Origin of the sequence: Mycobacterium sp. 050134 (genome assembly GCF_036409085.1) — a bacterium.
Lineage (GTDB): Bacteria > Actinomycetota > Actinomycetes > Mycobacteriales > Mycobacteriaceae > Mycobacterium.
In genome coordinates this window covers 169,187-185,332 of record NZ_JAZGLV010000009.1, presented here as the reverse complement: position 1 = coordinate 185,332, position 16,146 = coordinate 169,187, and the positions used below count along the sequence as shown (strand labels likewise).

The window sequence follows — 16,146 nt, the reverse complement described above, 5'->3', positions numbered from 1 at the left end:
ATGGAGATGGCGGACGATCCCTTCGATTTGCGGCGCTTCGCAGACGCGCAGGCCCCCGTCTACGACCGCGTCGTCGAAGAGTTGCGGGCCGGACGCAAACGCGGTCACTGGATGTGGTTCGTCTTCCCGCAGCTGCGCGGACTGGGCAGCAGCCCGACGGCCGAGCGCTATGGCATCTCCTCGTTGGACGAGGCCGGCGCCTACCTGCGGCACCCCGTCCTCGGGTCGCGTCTGCACGAGTGCGTCGGCCTGGTCAACGAGGTACAGGGCCGATCGGTCGGTCAGATCTTCGGCTCGCCGGACGACCTCAAGCTGTGCTCGTCGATGACGTTGTTCGCACGGGCCACCGCCGACAACGACGATTTCCTCGCCCTGCTCCACAAGTACTACGACGGCCGGCAGGATGCGCTGACGCTCAAACTCCTGGCCGACCGCTAGACCGGGCGCAGGATCCGCCAGCCGTGCGGCTCGACGTTCACCGTGTCGACGACCTGCGGCGGCGGGGCGGCCGACCCGGCGATCACCGCGGCGCGGCCCCAGTCCAGCGTGAACCGCTGCGGCTCGTCGGAGATGTTGAGTGCGACCAGCAGGGCGTTCTCGCCGCTACGGGTCTCGTAGAGGTAGCCGCGGTTTTCCAGCCGCACCGCGCCGGTGGACGCCCCGTGTAGCCACGGGTGACGGCGGCGCAGCCCGATCAGATAGCGGTACAGTTCCCACATCTCGATGCCGAATGCGTCCAATTCCATTGGTGGCGACCCGAACTCGGGCCGCACGGCGTCGTCGCCCCCGCACCGCTCCTCCTTGACCCCACGGAATCCCAGCTCGTCGCCGGCGTACACGCTGGGTACCCCGCCGACGGTCAGCAGGACCACCAACGCGTGGGCGGCGTGTTCGCGGCGGGTGAGCTGGCTGGCGATGCGGGTCACGTCGTGGTTGCCGATGAAGGTCAGGGGAGCGAAGCTGGCCAGGAAGTCGTTGTGCCGCTGCAGCGCCCAGTCGAGCTCGAAGAAGTTGCCGTCGTTGAGGCTGCTCCAGATCGCCTTCCACAGCTCGTACTGGGTGGCCGAGTCGAACGTGGCCGCCCGCACCGCCGCGGCGTAGTCGCCGTGGATCAGCTCGCCGACGAACCAGGCGTCGGGGTGCCGCTCGCGCACCCGCGGCAGGGTGGACGCCCAGAAGGCCTGCGGCACGGCATAAGCCGCGTCCAGGCGCCAGCCGTCCGCCCCGCGCCCCAGCCAGTGCGCCATCACGTCGACGACGTAGTCGGCGACGTCGGGATTGTCGTGGTTGAGGGTGATCAGGCCCTCGTGGCCCTCGAACGTGTGAAACCGGCCCGGGCGTCCGCGAAACCATCGGGCGGCGGCCTCGTCGTTCGCGGCGCCGCGGTACCGGGGGAAGTCCGGGCCGACATGGTTGAACACCCCGTCGAGCAGGATGCGTAGGCCCCGGCGACGCGCCTCGGCGACGAGGTGGTCGAAGTCGGCGCCGTCCCCGAGGCGGGGGTCGATGCGGTAGTGGTCGGTGGTGTCGTAACCGTGTGTCCGCGAAGCGAATAGCGGGCCGAGCGCTATTCCCGACGCGCCCAGCTCGATGGCGTGATCAAACCAGTCGGTGAGCCGCCGCAGCCGGTGTTCATCCGGCCGCGGCGGCTCCGCCGATGGGTATGCGCCGACGAACCCGAGGGGATAGACCTGCCACCAGATCGCGTGTTCGATCCAGCCTGGTCCCGTCACCCGGTCCGTCACGGCGCCGTGTTCAGCCGACGCCGGCGAGCGTCTGCGAGGTGACGATCGCCTGCGCCACTCCGGCCACAATCGCCGCGGCCTTCAGCGCCTCGTTGATCGCCTCGCGGCTCACATCCGCCTCGCGCAGCGTGTGCTCATGTGCGGCAACGCAGTCCGGGCACCCGTTGACCGAAGAGACGGCGAAACACCACAGCTCGAAGTTCGCCTTCTCGACGCCGGGGTTGGCGATGATGTTCATCCGCAACCCTGCTCGCAGGTCGTCGTACTTGCCCTCGAGGAAGCCGCGACCACGGTAGAACACGTTGTTCATGGCCATGATCGACGCGGCGCCCAGCGCGGCGTTGTAGGCCTCGGCGGACAGGATGTCGGCCGCCTCGGCCCCGATCTCCGCGAGCACCTGGGTGTTTCGCGTCGCTGCGGCGCTGGCCAGCAGGGTGCCCCAGAGCTGCTCCTCGTTCAGCTCGGTGCTCCGGGCGATCGAGCCGAGGTTGAGCTTGAGGTCCTTGGCGTACTCCGGTAGCGCGCCTTTGAGGTTCTCGATGCTCATCCCGCCCCCCTACGCCGACTGCTTGAGCAGCTCGGTGGCGTCGATGGTCGGGTCACCCTTGCGCCAGTTGCAGGCGCACAGCTCGTCGGACTGCAGCGCGTCGAGCACCCGCAGCACCTCGTCGACGTTGCGGCCCACCGAGCCGGCGGTCACCGAGACGAACTGGATCTCGTTGTTGGGGTCGACCAGGAAGGTGGCACGGTCGGCCACGCCGTCGTCGTTGAGCACGCCGGTGGCGAGGCACAGTTCGCGCTTGATGTCCGAAAGCATCGGGAACGGCAGCTTCTTGAGGTCCTCGTGCTGCGCGCGCCACTGGAAGTGCACGAACTCGCTGTCGATGGAGACCCCGAGGACCTGCGCGTCACGGTCGGCGAATTCGTCGTTGAGCTTGCCGAACGCGGCGATCTCGGTGGGGCACACAAAGGTGAAGTCCTTCGGCCAGAAGAAGATCACGCGCCACTTGCCGGGGTGGTCGTCGCTGGTGATGGTGGTGAAGTAGTCGCCGGGCTGCTGGGCGTCGACCTTCGACAGGTCCCCGGCGATCAGGGAGGTCAGGTTGTAGGCGGGGAATTGGTCACCGATGGTGAGCAAAGCCATGTCTCTCCTTTAAGTGCTAGGTCCGCAAACGGTTTGTGTGCCCCATCATGCTGCCTGGCATTCATTGTCAGGTAAAGGTGATATTTGCCACTATACTCATAAGTATGACCGATAAGAGCTATCAGCCCACCATCGCCGGTCTCCGTGCGTTCGTGGCCGTGGCTGAGAGACGTCACTTCAGCAGTGCCGCAACGTCACTCGGCGTGAGTCAATCGACCCTCTCCCAGGCGCTCGCGGCACTGGAGGCGGGCCTGCGCACGCCGCTGATCGAGCGATCCACGCGGCGAATGTTCCTGACCACCGCGGGCGCGGAGTTGCTGCCGCGCGCCCAGGCCGTCGTCGAGGCGGTCGACGAGTTCACCGCGGCGGCCGCCGGGTCGGCGGACCCGTTGCGCGCCGGCATCAGGCTGGGGCTCATCCCCACGGTCGCGCCCTACGTACTCCCGACGGTGCTGGCCGGGCTCACCGAACAGTTCCCGGACCTAAACCTGCGGGTGATCGAGGATCAGACCGAGCGGCTGCTGACGGCCCTGCGCGAGGGATCGCTGGACGCGGCCCTCATCGCGCTGCCCGCTGAGGCGGCGGGCGTCACCGCGATCCCGATCTACGACGAAGACTTCATTCTGGCGCTCCCGCCCGGCCACCCGCTGTCGGGCAGGCGCCGAGTGCCGGCGACGGCGCTCGCTGACCTGCCACTGCTCCTCCTGGACGAGGGCCACTGCCTGCGCGACCAGGCGCTCGACGTGTGCCAGAAGGCCGGTGTGCGGGCCGAGCTGGCCAACACGCGCGCCGCGTCGCTCGCGACGGCCGTGCAATGCGTCAGCGGTGGGCTGGGGGTGACGCTGATCCCACAGAGCGCGGTGCCGGTGGAGGCCGGGCGGAGCCGTCTAGACCTCGCGCAGTTCGCCGCGCCGCGCCCGGGCCGGCGGATCGGCCTGGTATTTCGCGCGTCCAGCGGCCGCGACGAGTCCTACCGGCGGCTCGCCGACACGATCGGCAGGTTGATCGGCAGCGAACACCAGGTGCGGCTGGTCAAGTAGCGCCCGCGACGACGTAGGTTCACCCCATGGAAAAGGTCATCGTGGCGCTGATGCGCCCCGACTCCGACGAGAGGTGGTGCGCCCGCCAGCGCGGGCCGGTCGCCAAGGCGCTGCTGGAGCTGGGCGTCCCCGGGCTCGCGGTCAACGTCCGCGACGATGCGGTGCGCCATTCGCTGATGACGCTCACCACGCTCGACCCGCCGGTGGGCGCGGTGGTGAGCCTGTGGACCCAGCAATGCTACGGCGACCAGATCACGGCGGCGCTCGAGCTGCTCGGTGGCGAGTGCGAGCGGCTCGCCGCGTATCTGGTGACCGAGTCGGTCCCACTCGCCGCGCCGGCGGTGCCGCGCGGCGACCGGACGCCGGGGTTGGCCAACATCGCGCTGCTGCGCCGCCCCGCCGCCCTGGACCAGACGACGTGGCTGACCCGGTGGCAGCGCGACCACACCCCGGTGGCCATCGATACGCAGTCGACGTTCGGCTACACGCAGAACTGCGTCGTCCGCGCCCTCACCCCGGACGCCCCGGGAATCGCGGGCATCGTCGAGGAGTTGTTCCCCACCGAGGCGATCACCGACATCAAGGCGTTCTTCGGGGCCGCCGACGACAACGACCTGCAGGACCGCCTCGGCCGAATGGTCGCCAGCACAACCGCATTCGGTGCCAACGAGAACATCGACACGGTGCCCACCAGTCGCTACGTCTTCAAGGCGCCGTTCGAGCAGTAAGGGACGCGCATGACGACAGTGAGCGAAGCCGTGGCGCTGGCCGCGGGGGAGAACGGCCTGGCAGTGGTCTCCACCGTCCGCGCCGACGCCACGGTGCAGGCCTCGTTGGTCAACGTCGGGCTGCTGCCGCACCCGGCGACCGGTGAGCCGGCGCTAGGCTTCACCACCTACGGCAAGGTGAAGCTGGCCAACCTGCGGGCCCGCCCGCAGCTCGCCGTCACGTTCCGCGACGGGTGGCGGTGGGCGACCGTGGAGGGCCGCGCGGAGCTGGCCGGACCCGACGATGCGCAACCCTGGCTCGCCGGCGAGGACCAGTTGCGCCTCCTGCTCCGCGAGGTCTTCACCGCCGCGGGCGGCACCCACGACGATTGGGACGAATACAACCGCGTCATGGCCCGGGAGCGCCGCACCGTCGTCCTGATTGTGCCGACCCGCGTCTACAGCAACGGCTGAGTCTTTTCGCCGGGCGTTCGCCGGCCGTCACCGCAAAGCTAGGCTGCAGCCGTGGTATTGGACATCGACGACGACAAGCGGGTGCGCACGCTCACGCTGAACCGGCCCGAGGCGCTGAATGCGTTCAACGAGGCCCTCTACGACGCCACCACCGAGGCGTTGATGGCCGCAGCCGACGACCCGCAGGTCGCCGTCGTTTTGCTGACCGGCACGGGCCGCGGTTTTTCGGCCGGTACCGACCTCGCCGAGATGCAGGCCCGCATCACCGATCCGGGCTTCACCCCGGGCAAGCACGGCTTCCCCGGGCTGATCGACGCCCTCAGCGCCTTTCCCAAGCCGCTGATCTGTGCCGTCAACGGCGTCGGGGTGGGCATCGGCGCCACCATCCTGGGTTACGCCGATCTGGCATTCATGTCGTCGACCGCGCGGCTGAAGTGCCCGTTCACCAGCCTGGGCGTCGCACCCGAAGCGGCGTCGTCGTACCTGTTGCCCCAGTTGGTCGGCCGACAGAACGCCGCCTGGCTGTTGTTGTCGTCGGAGTGGGTCGACGCCCGGGAGGCCCTGCGGATGGGGCTCGTGTGGCGGGTCTGCGAACCCGAGGAATTGCTACCCGAGGCTCGGCGGCACGCCGAAATCCTTGCCGCACGCCCGATTTCGAGCCTCATGGCCGTCAAGCACACCATGATGGAACCCGTCCGGCCCGAGATCACGGCGGCCAGCGCGCGCGAGAACGCTCACTTCGCCGAGCTGATGGGCGCGCACGCCAACGCCGCCGCCCTGGCGGACTTCAACAACCGGGACTGACCGCCGCTGAGCGTCTACGACGCGGGCTCGAGCTTGCACGAGGCCGCGATGATCGCCCGCAACGTGCGTCGACAACGTCCGCAGTCGGCGCCCGCCCCGCAGACGGCGGCGATCTCCTTGGAGGTGGACGCACCCTGCGCCACGGCGTCGGACACGGTCTGATTCGTAGCCCCGACACACAGGCACACGTACATTCAGCACACCCCTCGCGCGCCGACACGATCACCCATGACGAGAGCCCGGCCCGGCGACCGCAATTCGCGCACGCACGACGCCGGAATCCCGGTCGAACGCGCCGAATCACTTTGCCGCATGTTAGTGGAGTCTAACCTAAGGAGGTTAGTGGAGTCTAACCTAACCACCACATCGGATCGGACCCTCGGCGCGCACTGAGCCGAGGCATACCTTCCTGGAAGATTCCATGCCGGCATGGCACAGTGCTGCTACGGGCCGCGGACGGGGCGCATCAGCCCGGCCCTCCCGTCCGCAGCCGGACAAGCCAATGACCCCCGAGGAGTGACGATGCAAGGTGACCCGGACGTTCTGCGCCTGCTCAACGAGCAGCTGACCAGCGAGCTCACCGCCATCAACCAGTACTTCCTGCACTCCAAGATGCAGGACAACTGGGGGTTCACGGAGCTCGCGAAGCACACCCGCGAAGAATCCTTCGACGAGATGCGGCACGCCGAGGCGATCACCGATCGCATCCTGCTGCTCGACGGCCTGCCGAACTACCAGCGAATCGGCTCATTGCGGGTCGGACAGACGCTGCGCGAGCAGTTCGAGGCCGACCTGGCGATCGAGTTCGATGTGTTGAACCGCCTCAAGCCGGGAATCATCATGTGCCGGGAGAAGCAAGACACCACCAGCGCCATCCTGCTCGAGAAGATCGTGGCCGACGAGGAACTGCACGTCGACTACCTGCAGACCCAGCTGGAGCTGATGGACAAGCTGGGCGAGGAGCTCTACTCCGCCCAGTGCGTCTCGCGGCCCCCGAGCTGACCCGGCGCGGGGACCCGCAGCCCCGACAGGAAGCATGACGAGCCCGCCCGCTAACCCCGCTTCCGCCGTTTCCGGGCCCGTCCCCGGCAGCGCACCCATCAGCCCCCAGCGGCGCAACCTGATATTCGTCGCGATCGCGCTGGGCATGCTGCTCGCGGCCCTGGACCAGACGATCGTCGCCACCGCGCTGCCGACCATCGTCGCCAACCTCGGCGACGCCGGTCACCAATCGTGGGTCGTCACAAGCTATTTGCTGGCTTCGACGATCGTCACCGCACTGGTCGGCAAGCTCGGCGACCTGTTCGGCCGCAAACGGGTGTTCCAGGGCGCCGTGCTCTTCTTCGTCGCCGGGTCGGTGCTGTGCGGGCTCGCGCAGTCGATGGCGATGCTGGTGGGGTCGCGGGCGCTGCAGGGGATCGGCGGCGGCGGGATCACCGTGACCGCCAGCGCGCTCATCGGCGAGGTGGTGCCCCTGCGGCAACGCGGCCGCTACCAGGGCGTCCTGGGTGCCGTCTTCGGCGTCACGACCGTCGTCGGCCCGCTCCTGGGCGGCTACTTCACCGACTACCTGACCTGGCGGTGGGCGTTCTGGATCAACGTGCCGGTGTCGGTGGCCGTGATTTTCGTCGCGGCCGCGGCCATCCCGGCGCTCACGGCGGCCACCAAACCGGTCATCGACTACGCCGGCATCGTCTTCATCGGCCTCGGCGCGGCGGGCCTGACCCTCGCCACCAGCTGGGGCGGCACCCTGTACCCGTGGGGCTCGCCCACCATCGTCGGGCTGTTCGTGGGTGCCTCGGTGGCACTCGGCGCGTTCGTGGTGGTCGAGCGCCGGGCCGCCGCCCCCATCCTCCCGATCCGGTTGTTCAGCAGCCCGGTGTTCACCGTGTGCTGCGTGCTGTCGTTCGTGGTGGGCTTCGCGATGCTCGGCGCCATGACGTTCCTGCCCACCTATATGCAGTACGTGGACGGCGTCTCGGCCACCACGTCGGGCCTGCGCACGCTGCCCATGGTGGTCGGAATGCTGATCACCTCGACGGGCAGCGGCACGCTCGTGGGGCGCACCGGCCGCTACAAGATCTTTCCGGTGGCCGGGACCGCGCTGATGGCGCTCGCCTTCGTCCTGATGTCCCGGATGGACCCGTCCACCTCGGCGCTGCTGCAGTCGGTCTACCTACTGGTCCTGGGAGCCGGGATCGGGCTGTCGATGCAGGTGCTGGTCCTCATCGTGCAGAACACCTCCAACTTCGAGGACCTCGGCGTCGCCACCTCGGGCGTGACGTTCTTCCGCACGATCGGCAGCTCGTTCGGCGCGGCCATCTTCGGCTCGCTGTTCGTGAACTTCCTCGACCGTCGGATCGGTCCCGCCCTCGCGGTCAGCGGCGCACCGCCGAGCGCGGTGAGTTCCCCGGGAGCCCTGCACCGCCAGCCGCACAACGTCGCGGCGCCCATCGTGGCGGCCTACAGCCAGTCGCTCACCGAGGTCTTCCTGTGGGCGGCGCCGGTCGCTCTGGTCGGCTTCGTGCTGGCCTTGTTCCTGCGCGAGGTTCCGCTGCGGGAGATCCGCGACAGCGCGGTCGATCTCGGCGACGCCTTTGGCATGCCGACCAGCGAGACGCCCGACCAGATGTTGGAGGGCGCGGTCGAACGGATGCTGCGCGGCGCCCCGGGCATGCGCCTTCGCAGCATCGCCATGCGGCCCGACTGCCGGCTCGATGTCGCCGGGCTCTGGGGGGTGCTGCGCATCAACCGGTACGCGCAGCTGTACGGCACCGCCCGGCTCACCGACATCGCCGACCATCTGCGAATCCCGTTCGAGGTCTTGGAGCCCGTCTTCAACCGCCTGATCACCGCGGGCTACTCGCAGGGCGACGGTGACCAGATGTGGCTAACGCCCGCCGGGCACCAGCAGGTCGACTACGTGCACTCGCTTCTGGTGGAGTGGCTGGTCGACAAGCTGGCGCGGTCGCCGGGCTTCGAGGGCCGACCGGACAGCCGCGCGGTGCAGGACGCACTCGGCCGGGTTGCGGGACGCATTGTGGCCCAACAGGATTGGCATGACGATCCGCCCACCACCAGAATTCCGGTGGGGGCCGGTAGCGCGGGCGCGGGCCGGTAGCACCGTCTCCGCAAATGCGCGGCGCGGGCGTACCATCACGCCATGAGCCGAATCGGGACCTTTGCCGACGACGACATCTACAGCTGGGCCGCGAAGTCGCCCGACCTCGGCGGCGCGATCGCCAACTTCAGCCAGGCCGTCTACACCAAGAACCGGCTACCCCTGCGCACCCGCGAGCTCGCCCGGGCGGTGATCGCCCACGACAACGAATGCACCGTCTGCATGAACACCCGCGACGCCGACGGTCCCGCGGCGGGCGTCGACGAGGAGCTCTACGAGCACGCGCTGGAATGGCGCACGTGGCCGGGGTACAGCGAACAGGAACGCCTGGCCGCCGAGTTCGCCCACCGCTTCGGCACCGAACACACCAAGCTGCGCGACGACGAGGACTTCTGGAGCCGGTGCAGCGAACACTTCTCCGAAGAGCTGCTCGCCGACCTCGCGATGTCCTGTGCGCTGTGGGTCGGGATGGGCCGGATGTTGCGAACACTCGACATCGGTCAGGCCTGCAAGCTGACGCTGCCCAGCCGCGCCTGACCGCCACCCCGCACTCGCGCCGCGACACATCAACGTCCGCGTCGGCACGCCGGAAAACCCCGCGGCGGTTAGTGTCTCGCGGTCACGGAGGACATCGTGAAGATCCGCTTCGGCGTCGGGCTCGGCGCCAACACCGCTCCCGACGAGCTCGCCGGCGTCGTCGACCACCTGGAGAGCAGCGGGGTGGACTCGCTGTGGTTCTCCGAGCTGGTGTATTCCCCGGCCGTGGACCCGATGGTGGGCATGGCCTACACGCTGGCCCGCACCACCCGGCTGAAGGCGGGCACCTCGGTGGCCATCCTGCCGGGGCGCCACCCGGTGCTGGTCGCCAAGCAGCTGGCGTCGCTGGCGGCCGTCGCCCCCCAGCGCGTCCTCCCGGTGTTCGGCCTGCACTCGGCGATACCCGCCGAGCGCGAGGTATTCGTGGTTCCCGAGGGTGAGCGGGCGGCGGTGTTCGACGAGTCGCTGCGGGTGCTGCGCGCGGCGCTGACCGACGGGGCGGCGTCCTATGCCGGAAAATATTTCACGGTGACCGCGGCCGCGGTCGCCCCGCGGCCGGACCCGCCGCTGGATATCTGGCTGGGCGGTTCCGCGCCCGCGGCGTTTCGGCGCATCGGCGCACTGGCCGACGGCTGGCTGGGCAGCTTCCTCACCCCGGCCGAGGCGCGGGCGGGGCGAGAGGCCATCGAACGGGCCGCCGCCGACGCCGGCCGGCAGATCGAGCCCGACCACTTCGGCATCTCGCTCGCCGTCTCCGACGGTGAGCTGTCCCCGGAATTGGTCGCGGTGGCCCGGCGGCGCCGCCCGCACATCGATCCAGGCGAGCTGGTCGCCGCCGATTGGGATCGGCTGCACCGGCAACTCGACGCGTACATCGACGCTGGTCTGACGAAGTTCGTCATCCGGCCCGCGGGAGGCGCACCGGTGGGCGACTTCATCGAGAGGTTTACCACCGAATTGCTCGGCCGCCAGAACTGATCCGGCGCCGGGCTGCACAATGACTGCCATGGCAGGACAGGCATGACGACCACACCGCTGGCCGCTGCGGCGATCGCCCAACTGGAGGCCGAGGGGGTCGACACGGTCGTCGGCACCGTCGTCAACCCCGCCGGGCTCACCCTGGCCAAGACGGTGCCGATCCGGCGCGCTGACGCGTTCGCCGATCCCGGCCTCGGCGCCAGCCCGACCTGGCATGGCTTCGCCATCGACCAGAGCGGCATCGCCTTTGCCGACGGCGTCAGCGTGGTCGGCGACCAGCGCCTACGGCTCGACCTGTCCGCGCTGCGCATCGTCGGCGACGGGCTCGCGTGGGCGCCCGCGGCGTTCTTCGAGCAGGACGGCACCCCCGTCCCGGCCTGCGCGCGGGGCACCCTGGGCCGCATCCAGGACGCGCTGGCCGAAGCCGGCGTCGAGGCGGCGATCGGCCACGAGATCGAGTTCCTCCTGGTGGCCCCCGACGGGGGGCGGTTGCCGTCGACCCTGTGGGCGCAGTACGGCCTGGCCGGGGTGCTCGAGCACGAGGAGTTGGTCCGCGACGTCATCCGGTCGGCGACCACGGCGGGCATCTCGATCGAGCAGTTCCACCCCGAGTACGGCGCCAACCAGTTCGAGCTGTCCCTGGCGCCGCAACCCCCGCAGGCCGCCGCCGACCAGCTGGTGCTGATGCGGCTCATCATCGGCCGGGTCGCCCGCCGTCACGGGCTGCGCATCAGCCTTTCCCCGACGCCCTTCGCCGGCGGCGTGGGATCGGGTGCTCACCAACACTTTTCGCTGACGAGGGTGCAAGGCGAGCCGGTGGGTCCGCTGCTCACCGACGGCACCGGCGCCGACGGCATGAGCCCGGCGGGGGAGAGCGCGGTCGCCGGCGTCCTTCGTGGCCTGCCGCAGGCGCAGGGCATCCTGTGCGGGTCGATCGTGTCCGGTCTGCGGATGCGGCCGGGCAACTGGTCCGGGGCCTACGCGTGCTGGGGCACCGAGAACCGCGAGGCGGCCGTCCGCTTCATCCGGGGTGGCCCCGCCAACCCGCGAGGCGGCAACGTCGAGGTCAAGGTCGTCGACCCGTCCGCCAACCCCTACCTGGCGACCGCGGCGATCCTCGGGCTTGCGCTCGACGGGATCACGCGCCAGGCGACGTTGCCGCCGGAAACCACCGTCGACCCGGCGCTGCTGTCCGACGCCGAGCGCGACCGCGCCGGCATCGTGCTCCTCCCGGCGGCCCAGGCCGACGCCATCGCCGCGCTCGACGGATCCGAGTTACTGCGCGGCATCCTCGGCGACCCCGCGGTCGACACCGTGGTTGCCGTCCGGCGCCTCGAGCAGGAGCGCTACGGCAGCCTCGACCCCGAGCAACTGGCGGACAGATTCCGGATGGCTTGGAGTGTGTGAGCGCCCGTGACCGACCTGGCGCGGCACATAGACGGCGTGGCTCTGATCGACCAGCACGTCCACGGCTGCTGGGTGGAGACGGGGGACCGGCAGCGGTTCGAGAACGCGCTGAACGAGGCGAACACCGAGCCGCTGACGGACTCGGGTTTCGACTCCCAGCTCGGGTTCGCCGTCCGCGCCCACTGCGCCCCCGTGCTCGGGTTGCCGAAACACGTTGACCCCGACGCGTATTGGGAGCGCCGCAGCCAATTCGACGAGCGGGCGCTGGCCCGCCTGTTCCTGCCGGGCGCCGGAGTGAGCGACTGGCTGGTGGACACCGGCACCCCCGGCGTCGCCGGCGTGTCCGACATCGCGGCGCTCTCGGGCGGCCGCGCACGCGAGATCGTCCGCCTGGAACAGGTGGCCGAAGAGGCCGCGCGGGCGCCGGGCGACTACGCGGCGGCGTTCGAGGAGATCCTGCACCGGCGCGCGGCCGCCGCGGCCGGCACCAAGTCGATCCTGGCCTACCGCGGCGGTTTCGAGGGTGACCTGAGCGAGCCGTCACCGCAGCAGGTCGCCGAGGCCGCCCGCCGGTGGCGAGACCGCGGCGGGGTCCGCCTCGAGGATCGGGTGTTGCTGCGCTTCGGCCTGCACCAGGCGCTGCGGCTGGGCAAGCCCCTGCAATTCCACGTCGGGTTCGGCGACCGAAACTGCGACCTGCTGCGGGCCAATCCGCTGCTGCTACTCGACTTCCTCCGCCAGTCCGCCGGCACCCCGATCGTGCTGCTGCACTGCTATCCCTACGAACGGGAGGCCGGCTACCTGGCGCAGGCGTTCAACAACGTCTACGTCGACGGCGGGTTGAGTGTGAACCACCTCGGCGCCCGGGCGCCCGCCTTCCTCGCCCGCCTGCTGGAAATGGCGCCGTTGCGCAAAGTCCTGTACTCGTCGGACGGATTCGGCCCTCCCGAGTTGCACTTCCTCGGGGCGGCGCTGTGGCGCAAGGGGATTCGCCACGTCCTCGACGGGTTCGTCGACGACGGCGACTGGAGCGAGGCCGACGCCGCGCGGGTGGTCGATCTGATCGCCCGCGACAACGCCGCGCGGCTCTATCAAGTTTGACCCGCGGTAACGCGGGGGTATACCCGCCGTTATGGCGACCATGGGGGACGTCCTGGACTGGGCTCGCAAGCAAGTCGTGTCGCGGGTCCCCAAGGCCGACCTCGACCAGCGCGATCCCGACTACATTCGCGACCAGCTGCCCGGCACGTGGCTGCTGGCGTCGTTCTACTTCCGCGCCGACGTGCGGCACCTGGACCGGATCCCCGCCGAGGGGCCGGTGTTGCTGGTCGGCAATCACAGCGGCGGCAACGTCCCACCCGACACCTTCGTCTTCACGCTGGCGTTCTGCTCGTACTTCGGCGTCGAGCGGCCGTTCTATCAGCTCGCCCACAATCTCGTCGTCTCGGCGCCGCCGCTGGGCTGGCTGCGCAAGTTCGGCACCGTCGCCGCCAACCCCGAAAACGCCCGCCTGGCCCTGGACTCCGGCGCGGCGTTGCTCGTCTATCCGGGCGGGGACTACGAGGTCTTCCGGCCGTCGTGGGAGCGGCACAAGGTGGACTTCGGCGGACGCATGGGCTACGTGCGGCTGGCCCGCGCGGCGGGCGTGCCGATCGTTCCCGTCGCCAGCGTCGGCGGGCAGGAGAGCGCGCTGTTCCTCAACCGCGGCCAGTGGCTGGCCAAGCTGCTGATGGCCGACAAACTGTTGCGGCTCAAGAGCATTCCGATCTCGTTGGCGCTGCCGTGGGGCCTGAACATCAGCGACCTGGCGGGGCACATCCCGCTGCCGACCAAGATCGTCATCGAGGTCCAGGAGCCGATCGAGGTCGGCGGCTCGGAATTGGAGGACCAGGCGGTCCACGACAAGGTGATGGCCAGCCTGCAGGGCGGCGTCGACCGCCTGGCCGCCGAACGCCGATTCCCGGTGATCGGCTGATGCGCGTCGAACGCCGGTGCGTCGTCGACGCCGACCGCGACACGGTCTGGAAGGTCGTCGGCGAGCCCGACTGCTACCCGTCCTTCATGTCGAGCCTCGAACGCTGGGAGCCGGCGAACGACAAGCGCACCGGCGTCGGGGCCCGCTACACCGTGCACTGGAAGATCGGTTCGGTGCCGGTGGGCGGCCTGATCGAGGTGGTCGAATACGACGACGGCCGCGACCTCGCCTTCGTGGGCATCACCGGCATCACGGTGCGCGGCCGGATCCGGCTGCGGGACTGCGGCGACGGGCGGACGAAGGTGGTGTTCCGACTCTCGTATCAGGCGCCGGGCGGGCTGATCGCCTACGTCGCCGACCGCATCGCCGTGCGTCAGGTAGGGCGGACCCTGTCCACCACCCTCAAGCGGCTCAAGGGAGCTCGCGGAGTCGTAGGTCGAGCCGGTATCACGCCCGGAAACGGGGTGAACGTTTGTCGGAATCCCCGATTTCTCGCGTGGAATCGCGTTAGAGTCGGCGTCCGCGGGGGTGTGCCGATATCGAGTAGGAGCACCTCTATGTCGTACCTGGTGGCCGCCCCGGAGTTTCTGGCGGCGGCGTCAACGGATCTGTCCAACATCGGCTCAGCACTGACCGAGGCCACCGCGGTGGCGGCAGCCCCCACTACCGGCGTGCTGGCCGCGGCCGGGGACGAGGTGTCGCAGGCGGTGGCTGCGCTGTTCTCCTCCCACGGCGCCGGCTTCCAGGCGCTGAGCGCCCAGGCTTCGGCCTTCCAAGCGCAATTCGAGCAGGCCCTGAACGGTGCGGGGTTCGCCTATGCCGTGGCCGAGGCGGCGAATGCCTCGCCGTTGCAGGCTCTTCAGCAGCAGCTGACGGCAGCGGCGCCCGCATTCGACCTCGGTCTGGGCAACAACGGCACCAACAACATCGGCAACGGAAACACCGGCAACTCCAACTTCGGCAGCGGCAACACCGGTGAGCGCAACATCGGCAACGGCAACGGCAGCGCTACCTTCCCTGCCACTGGGAACGTCGGCAGCGGGAACTTGGGCAGCCTCAATTTCGGCAGCGGAAACACCGGCAACCTCAACGTCGGCTTCGGGAACAGCAACGCGAACTTCAGCACCCCGCCCGGCAGCCCCCTGAGCAACATCGGATTCGGCAACACGGGCAACGCCAATTGGGGCATCGGCAACGTCGGCGACTCGAACATCGGCGCCGGCAACAGCGGCTTCGGGAACACCGGCGCCGGGAACACGGGCAACGCCAACATCGGCTTGGGCCTCACCGGCGACAACGAGATCGGCATCGGCAACACCTATTACAACTACGCGACCGGCCACTTCAACCTCGGCGGGCTGAACTCCGGCAGCGGCAACATCGGCATCGGGAACTCGGGCACCGGCAACATCGGTTTCTTCAACTCCGGCAACGGCAACGTCGGCATCTTCGACGCAGCCATCACAACACCGCACGCTCACGGCAATGTCGGCATCGGCAACTCCGGGGCGGGGAACTTCGGCTTCGGCAACTCGGGCTTGGCCAACTTCGGCTTCGGCAACTCGGGCGCGCTGGACACCGGTTTCTTCAATTCGGGGGCGTTGGACACCGGATTCTCCAACGCGGGTGGCAGCCCAACTGCGGGCGGCAACACGGGCTTCTGGAACTCCGGCAACACGAACACGGGTTGGGCGAATTCCGGGAACGTGAACACGGGCTTCTGGAACTCCGGGAACGTGAACACCGGCGTCGGGGCGACCGGCGATACCGGTGCCGCCACGTCGGGCTACGGAAACACGGGCGTGAACGTCTCCGGCTTCTTCAACACGGCCAGCGGGGGTGCCCCGACCGACGGCCTCATTTCGGGCTTCGGTAACAGCGCCTCCGGTAGTACCGTCAACGGGCTGATCTCGGGCTTCTTCAACACCGGCGTCCCGAGCGCCCTGAATCCCGGCATATCCGGTCAGATCTCCGGCCTGTTGAACACCGGCAATCAGATAGCCGGCTTGTTCGGGCTGAGCAACCTGTTCAAGTAGCCCCCTCAGACCAGCTCGGACGCGTCGAACACCCAGCTGGTGTCCGCCATTCGCCAGGTTCAGAGGTGCCGGCCAGCGAGCGGACCGTAGCCGCCCAACCTGCGGGCGATGCCAGCTCAGGTTTCCCGGCGTCCGCCCGACTCGCGGAGTTCACACAGCGGAAACCCGTGATCGCCGT

17 protein-coding genes are annotated in these 16,146 nt (G+C 69.3%); 13 read left to right on the top strand and 4 right to left on the bottom strand.

Annotated features, from left to right (window positions below; genetic code table 11):
• Positions 1-438: a DUF1810 domain-containing protein gene (locus SKC42_RS13150; protein WP_330964734.1), complete on the top strand. Its 438-nt coding sequence runs from the start codon at positions 1-3 to the stop codon at positions 436-438.
• Here the strand turns inward: SKC42_RS13150 and SKC42_RS13145 are convergent.
• Genes SKC42_RS13145 through SKC42_RS13135 form a run of 3 tightly spaced genes read right to left on the bottom strand, consistent with a single transcriptional unit; the run spans position 435 to position 2,889 of the window.
• Positions 435-1,745 (bottom strand): alpha-amylase family protein, encoded by a 1,311-nt coding sequence (locus SKC42_RS13145; protein WP_330964733.1) that lies wholly within the window; start codon positions 1,743-1,745, stop codon positions 435-437. The two genes, SKC42_RS13150 and SKC42_RS13145, sit on opposite strands and share 4 nt — an antisense overlap.
• A gap of 10 nt (positions 1,746-1,755) precedes the next feature.
• A complete protein-coding gene (locus SKC42_RS13140) occupies positions 1,756-2,292 on the bottom strand; it encodes an alkyl hydroperoxide reductase (protein WP_330964732.1) in 537 nt (178 codons plus the stop codon).
• Between the two features lie 9 nt (positions 2,293-2,301).
• Positions 2,302-2,889: a peroxiredoxin gene (locus SKC42_RS13135; protein ID WP_330964731.1), complete on the bottom strand. Its 588-nt coding sequence runs from the start codon at positions 2,887-2,889 to the stop codon at positions 2,302-2,304.
• Positions 2,890-2,993: 104 nt separating this feature from the next.
• Here SKC42_RS13135 and SKC42_RS13130 point away from each other — a divergent pair, with 104 nt between their 5' ends.
• The 4 genes from SKC42_RS13130 to SKC42_RS13115 are packed head-to-tail and all read left to right on the top strand — an operon-like array spanning position 2,994 to position 5,914.
• Positions 2,994-3,929 carry a hydrogen peroxide-inducible genes activator gene (locus SKC42_RS13130; protein WP_330964730.1) on the top strand — a complete coding sequence of 312 codons (936 nt, stop codon included), beginning with the start codon at positions 2,994-2,996 and terminating at the stop codon, positions 3,927-3,929.
• Positions 3,930-3,955: 26 nt separating this feature from the next.
• Positions 3,956-4,657, top strand: a complete 702-nt coding sequence (locus tag SKC42_RS13125; protein WP_330964729.1) for a hypothetical protein — start codon at positions 3,956-3,958, stop codon at positions 4,655-4,657.
• Positions 4,658-4,666: 9 nt separating this feature from the next.
• A complete protein-coding gene (locus SKC42_RS13120; RefSeq protein ID WP_330964728.1) occupies positions 4,667-5,110 on the top strand; it encodes a TIGR03618 family F420-dependent PPOX class oxidoreductase in 444 nt (147 codons plus the stop codon).
• 51 nt (positions 5,111-5,161) lie between these two features.
• On the top strand, positions 5,162-5,914 hold the full coding sequence (locus SKC42_RS13115; protein ID WP_330964727.1) for an enoyl-CoA hydratase/isomerase family protein: 753 nt from the start codon (positions 5,162-5,164) through the stop codon (positions 5,912-5,914).
• 14 nt (positions 5,915-5,928) lie between these two features.
• On the opposite strand, the gene SKC42_RS13110 is transcribed toward SKC42_RS13115, so the two are convergent.
• Positions 5,929-6,108, bottom strand: a complete 180-nt coding sequence (locus tag SKC42_RS13110) for a (2Fe-2S)-binding protein (RefSeq protein WP_330964726.1) — start codon at positions 6,106-6,108, stop codon at positions 5,929-5,931.
• A 328-nt stretch (positions 6,109-6,436) separates the two neighbouring features.
• Here SKC42_RS13110 and bfr point away from each other — a divergent pair, with 328 nt between their 5' ends.
• From bfr to SKC42_RS13070, 8 genes are all read left to right on the top strand, one after another.
• The gene (gene bfr / locus SKC42_RS13105; RefSeq protein ID WP_085257375.1) at positions 6,437-6,916 is read left to right on the top strand and encodes a bacterioferritin; all 480 of its coding nucleotides are present in this window, start codon (positions 6,437-6,439) and stop codon (positions 6,914-6,916) included.
• A 34-nt stretch (positions 6,917-6,950) separates the two neighbouring features.
• Entirely contained in the window at positions 6,951-9,035 is a 2,085-nt protein-coding gene (locus SKC42_RS13100; RefSeq protein ID WP_330964725.1) for an MDR family MFS transporter, read from the top strand.
• 42 nt (positions 9,036-9,077) lie between these two features.
• Complete coding sequence (locus tag SKC42_RS13095; RefSeq protein ID WP_330964724.1) at positions 9,078-9,572, top strand: carboxymuconolactone decarboxylase family protein; 495 nt, start codon at positions 9,078-9,080, stop codon at positions 9,570-9,572.
• Between the two features lie 96 nt (positions 9,573-9,668).
• Positions 9,669-10,550: a TIGR03854 family LLM class F420-dependent oxidoreductase gene (locus tag SKC42_RS13090; protein ID WP_330964723.1), complete on the top strand. Its 882-nt coding sequence runs from the start codon at positions 9,669-9,671 to the stop codon at positions 10,548-10,550.
• Positions 10,551-10,592: 42 nt separating this feature from the next.
• Positions 10,593-11,957, top strand: coding sequence for a glutamine synthetase family protein (locus SKC42_RS13085; protein WP_330964722.1), 1,365 nt, complete (start codon positions 10,593-10,595; stop codon positions 11,955-11,957).
• Between the two features lie 6 nt (positions 11,958-11,963).
• The gene (locus tag SKC42_RS13080; RefSeq protein ID WP_330964721.1) at positions 11,964-13,058 is read left to right on the top strand and encodes an amidohydrolase family protein; all 1,095 of its coding nucleotides are present in this window, start codon (positions 11,964-11,966) and stop codon (positions 13,056-13,058) included.
• A gap of 31 nt (positions 13,059-13,089) precedes the next feature.
• Complete coding sequence (locus SKC42_RS13075; protein WP_330964720.1) at positions 13,090-13,932, top strand: lysophospholipid acyltransferase family protein; 843 nt, start codon at positions 13,090-13,092, stop codon at positions 13,930-13,932.
• A complete protein-coding gene (locus SKC42_RS13070) occupies positions 13,932-15,968 on the top strand; it encodes a PE domain-containing protein (RefSeq protein WP_330964719.1) in 2,037 nt (678 codons plus the stop codon). Before SKC42_RS13075 ends, SKC42_RS13070 begins: the two co-directional genes overlap by 1 nt.
• Positions 15,969-16,146 lie beyond the last annotated feature (178 nt).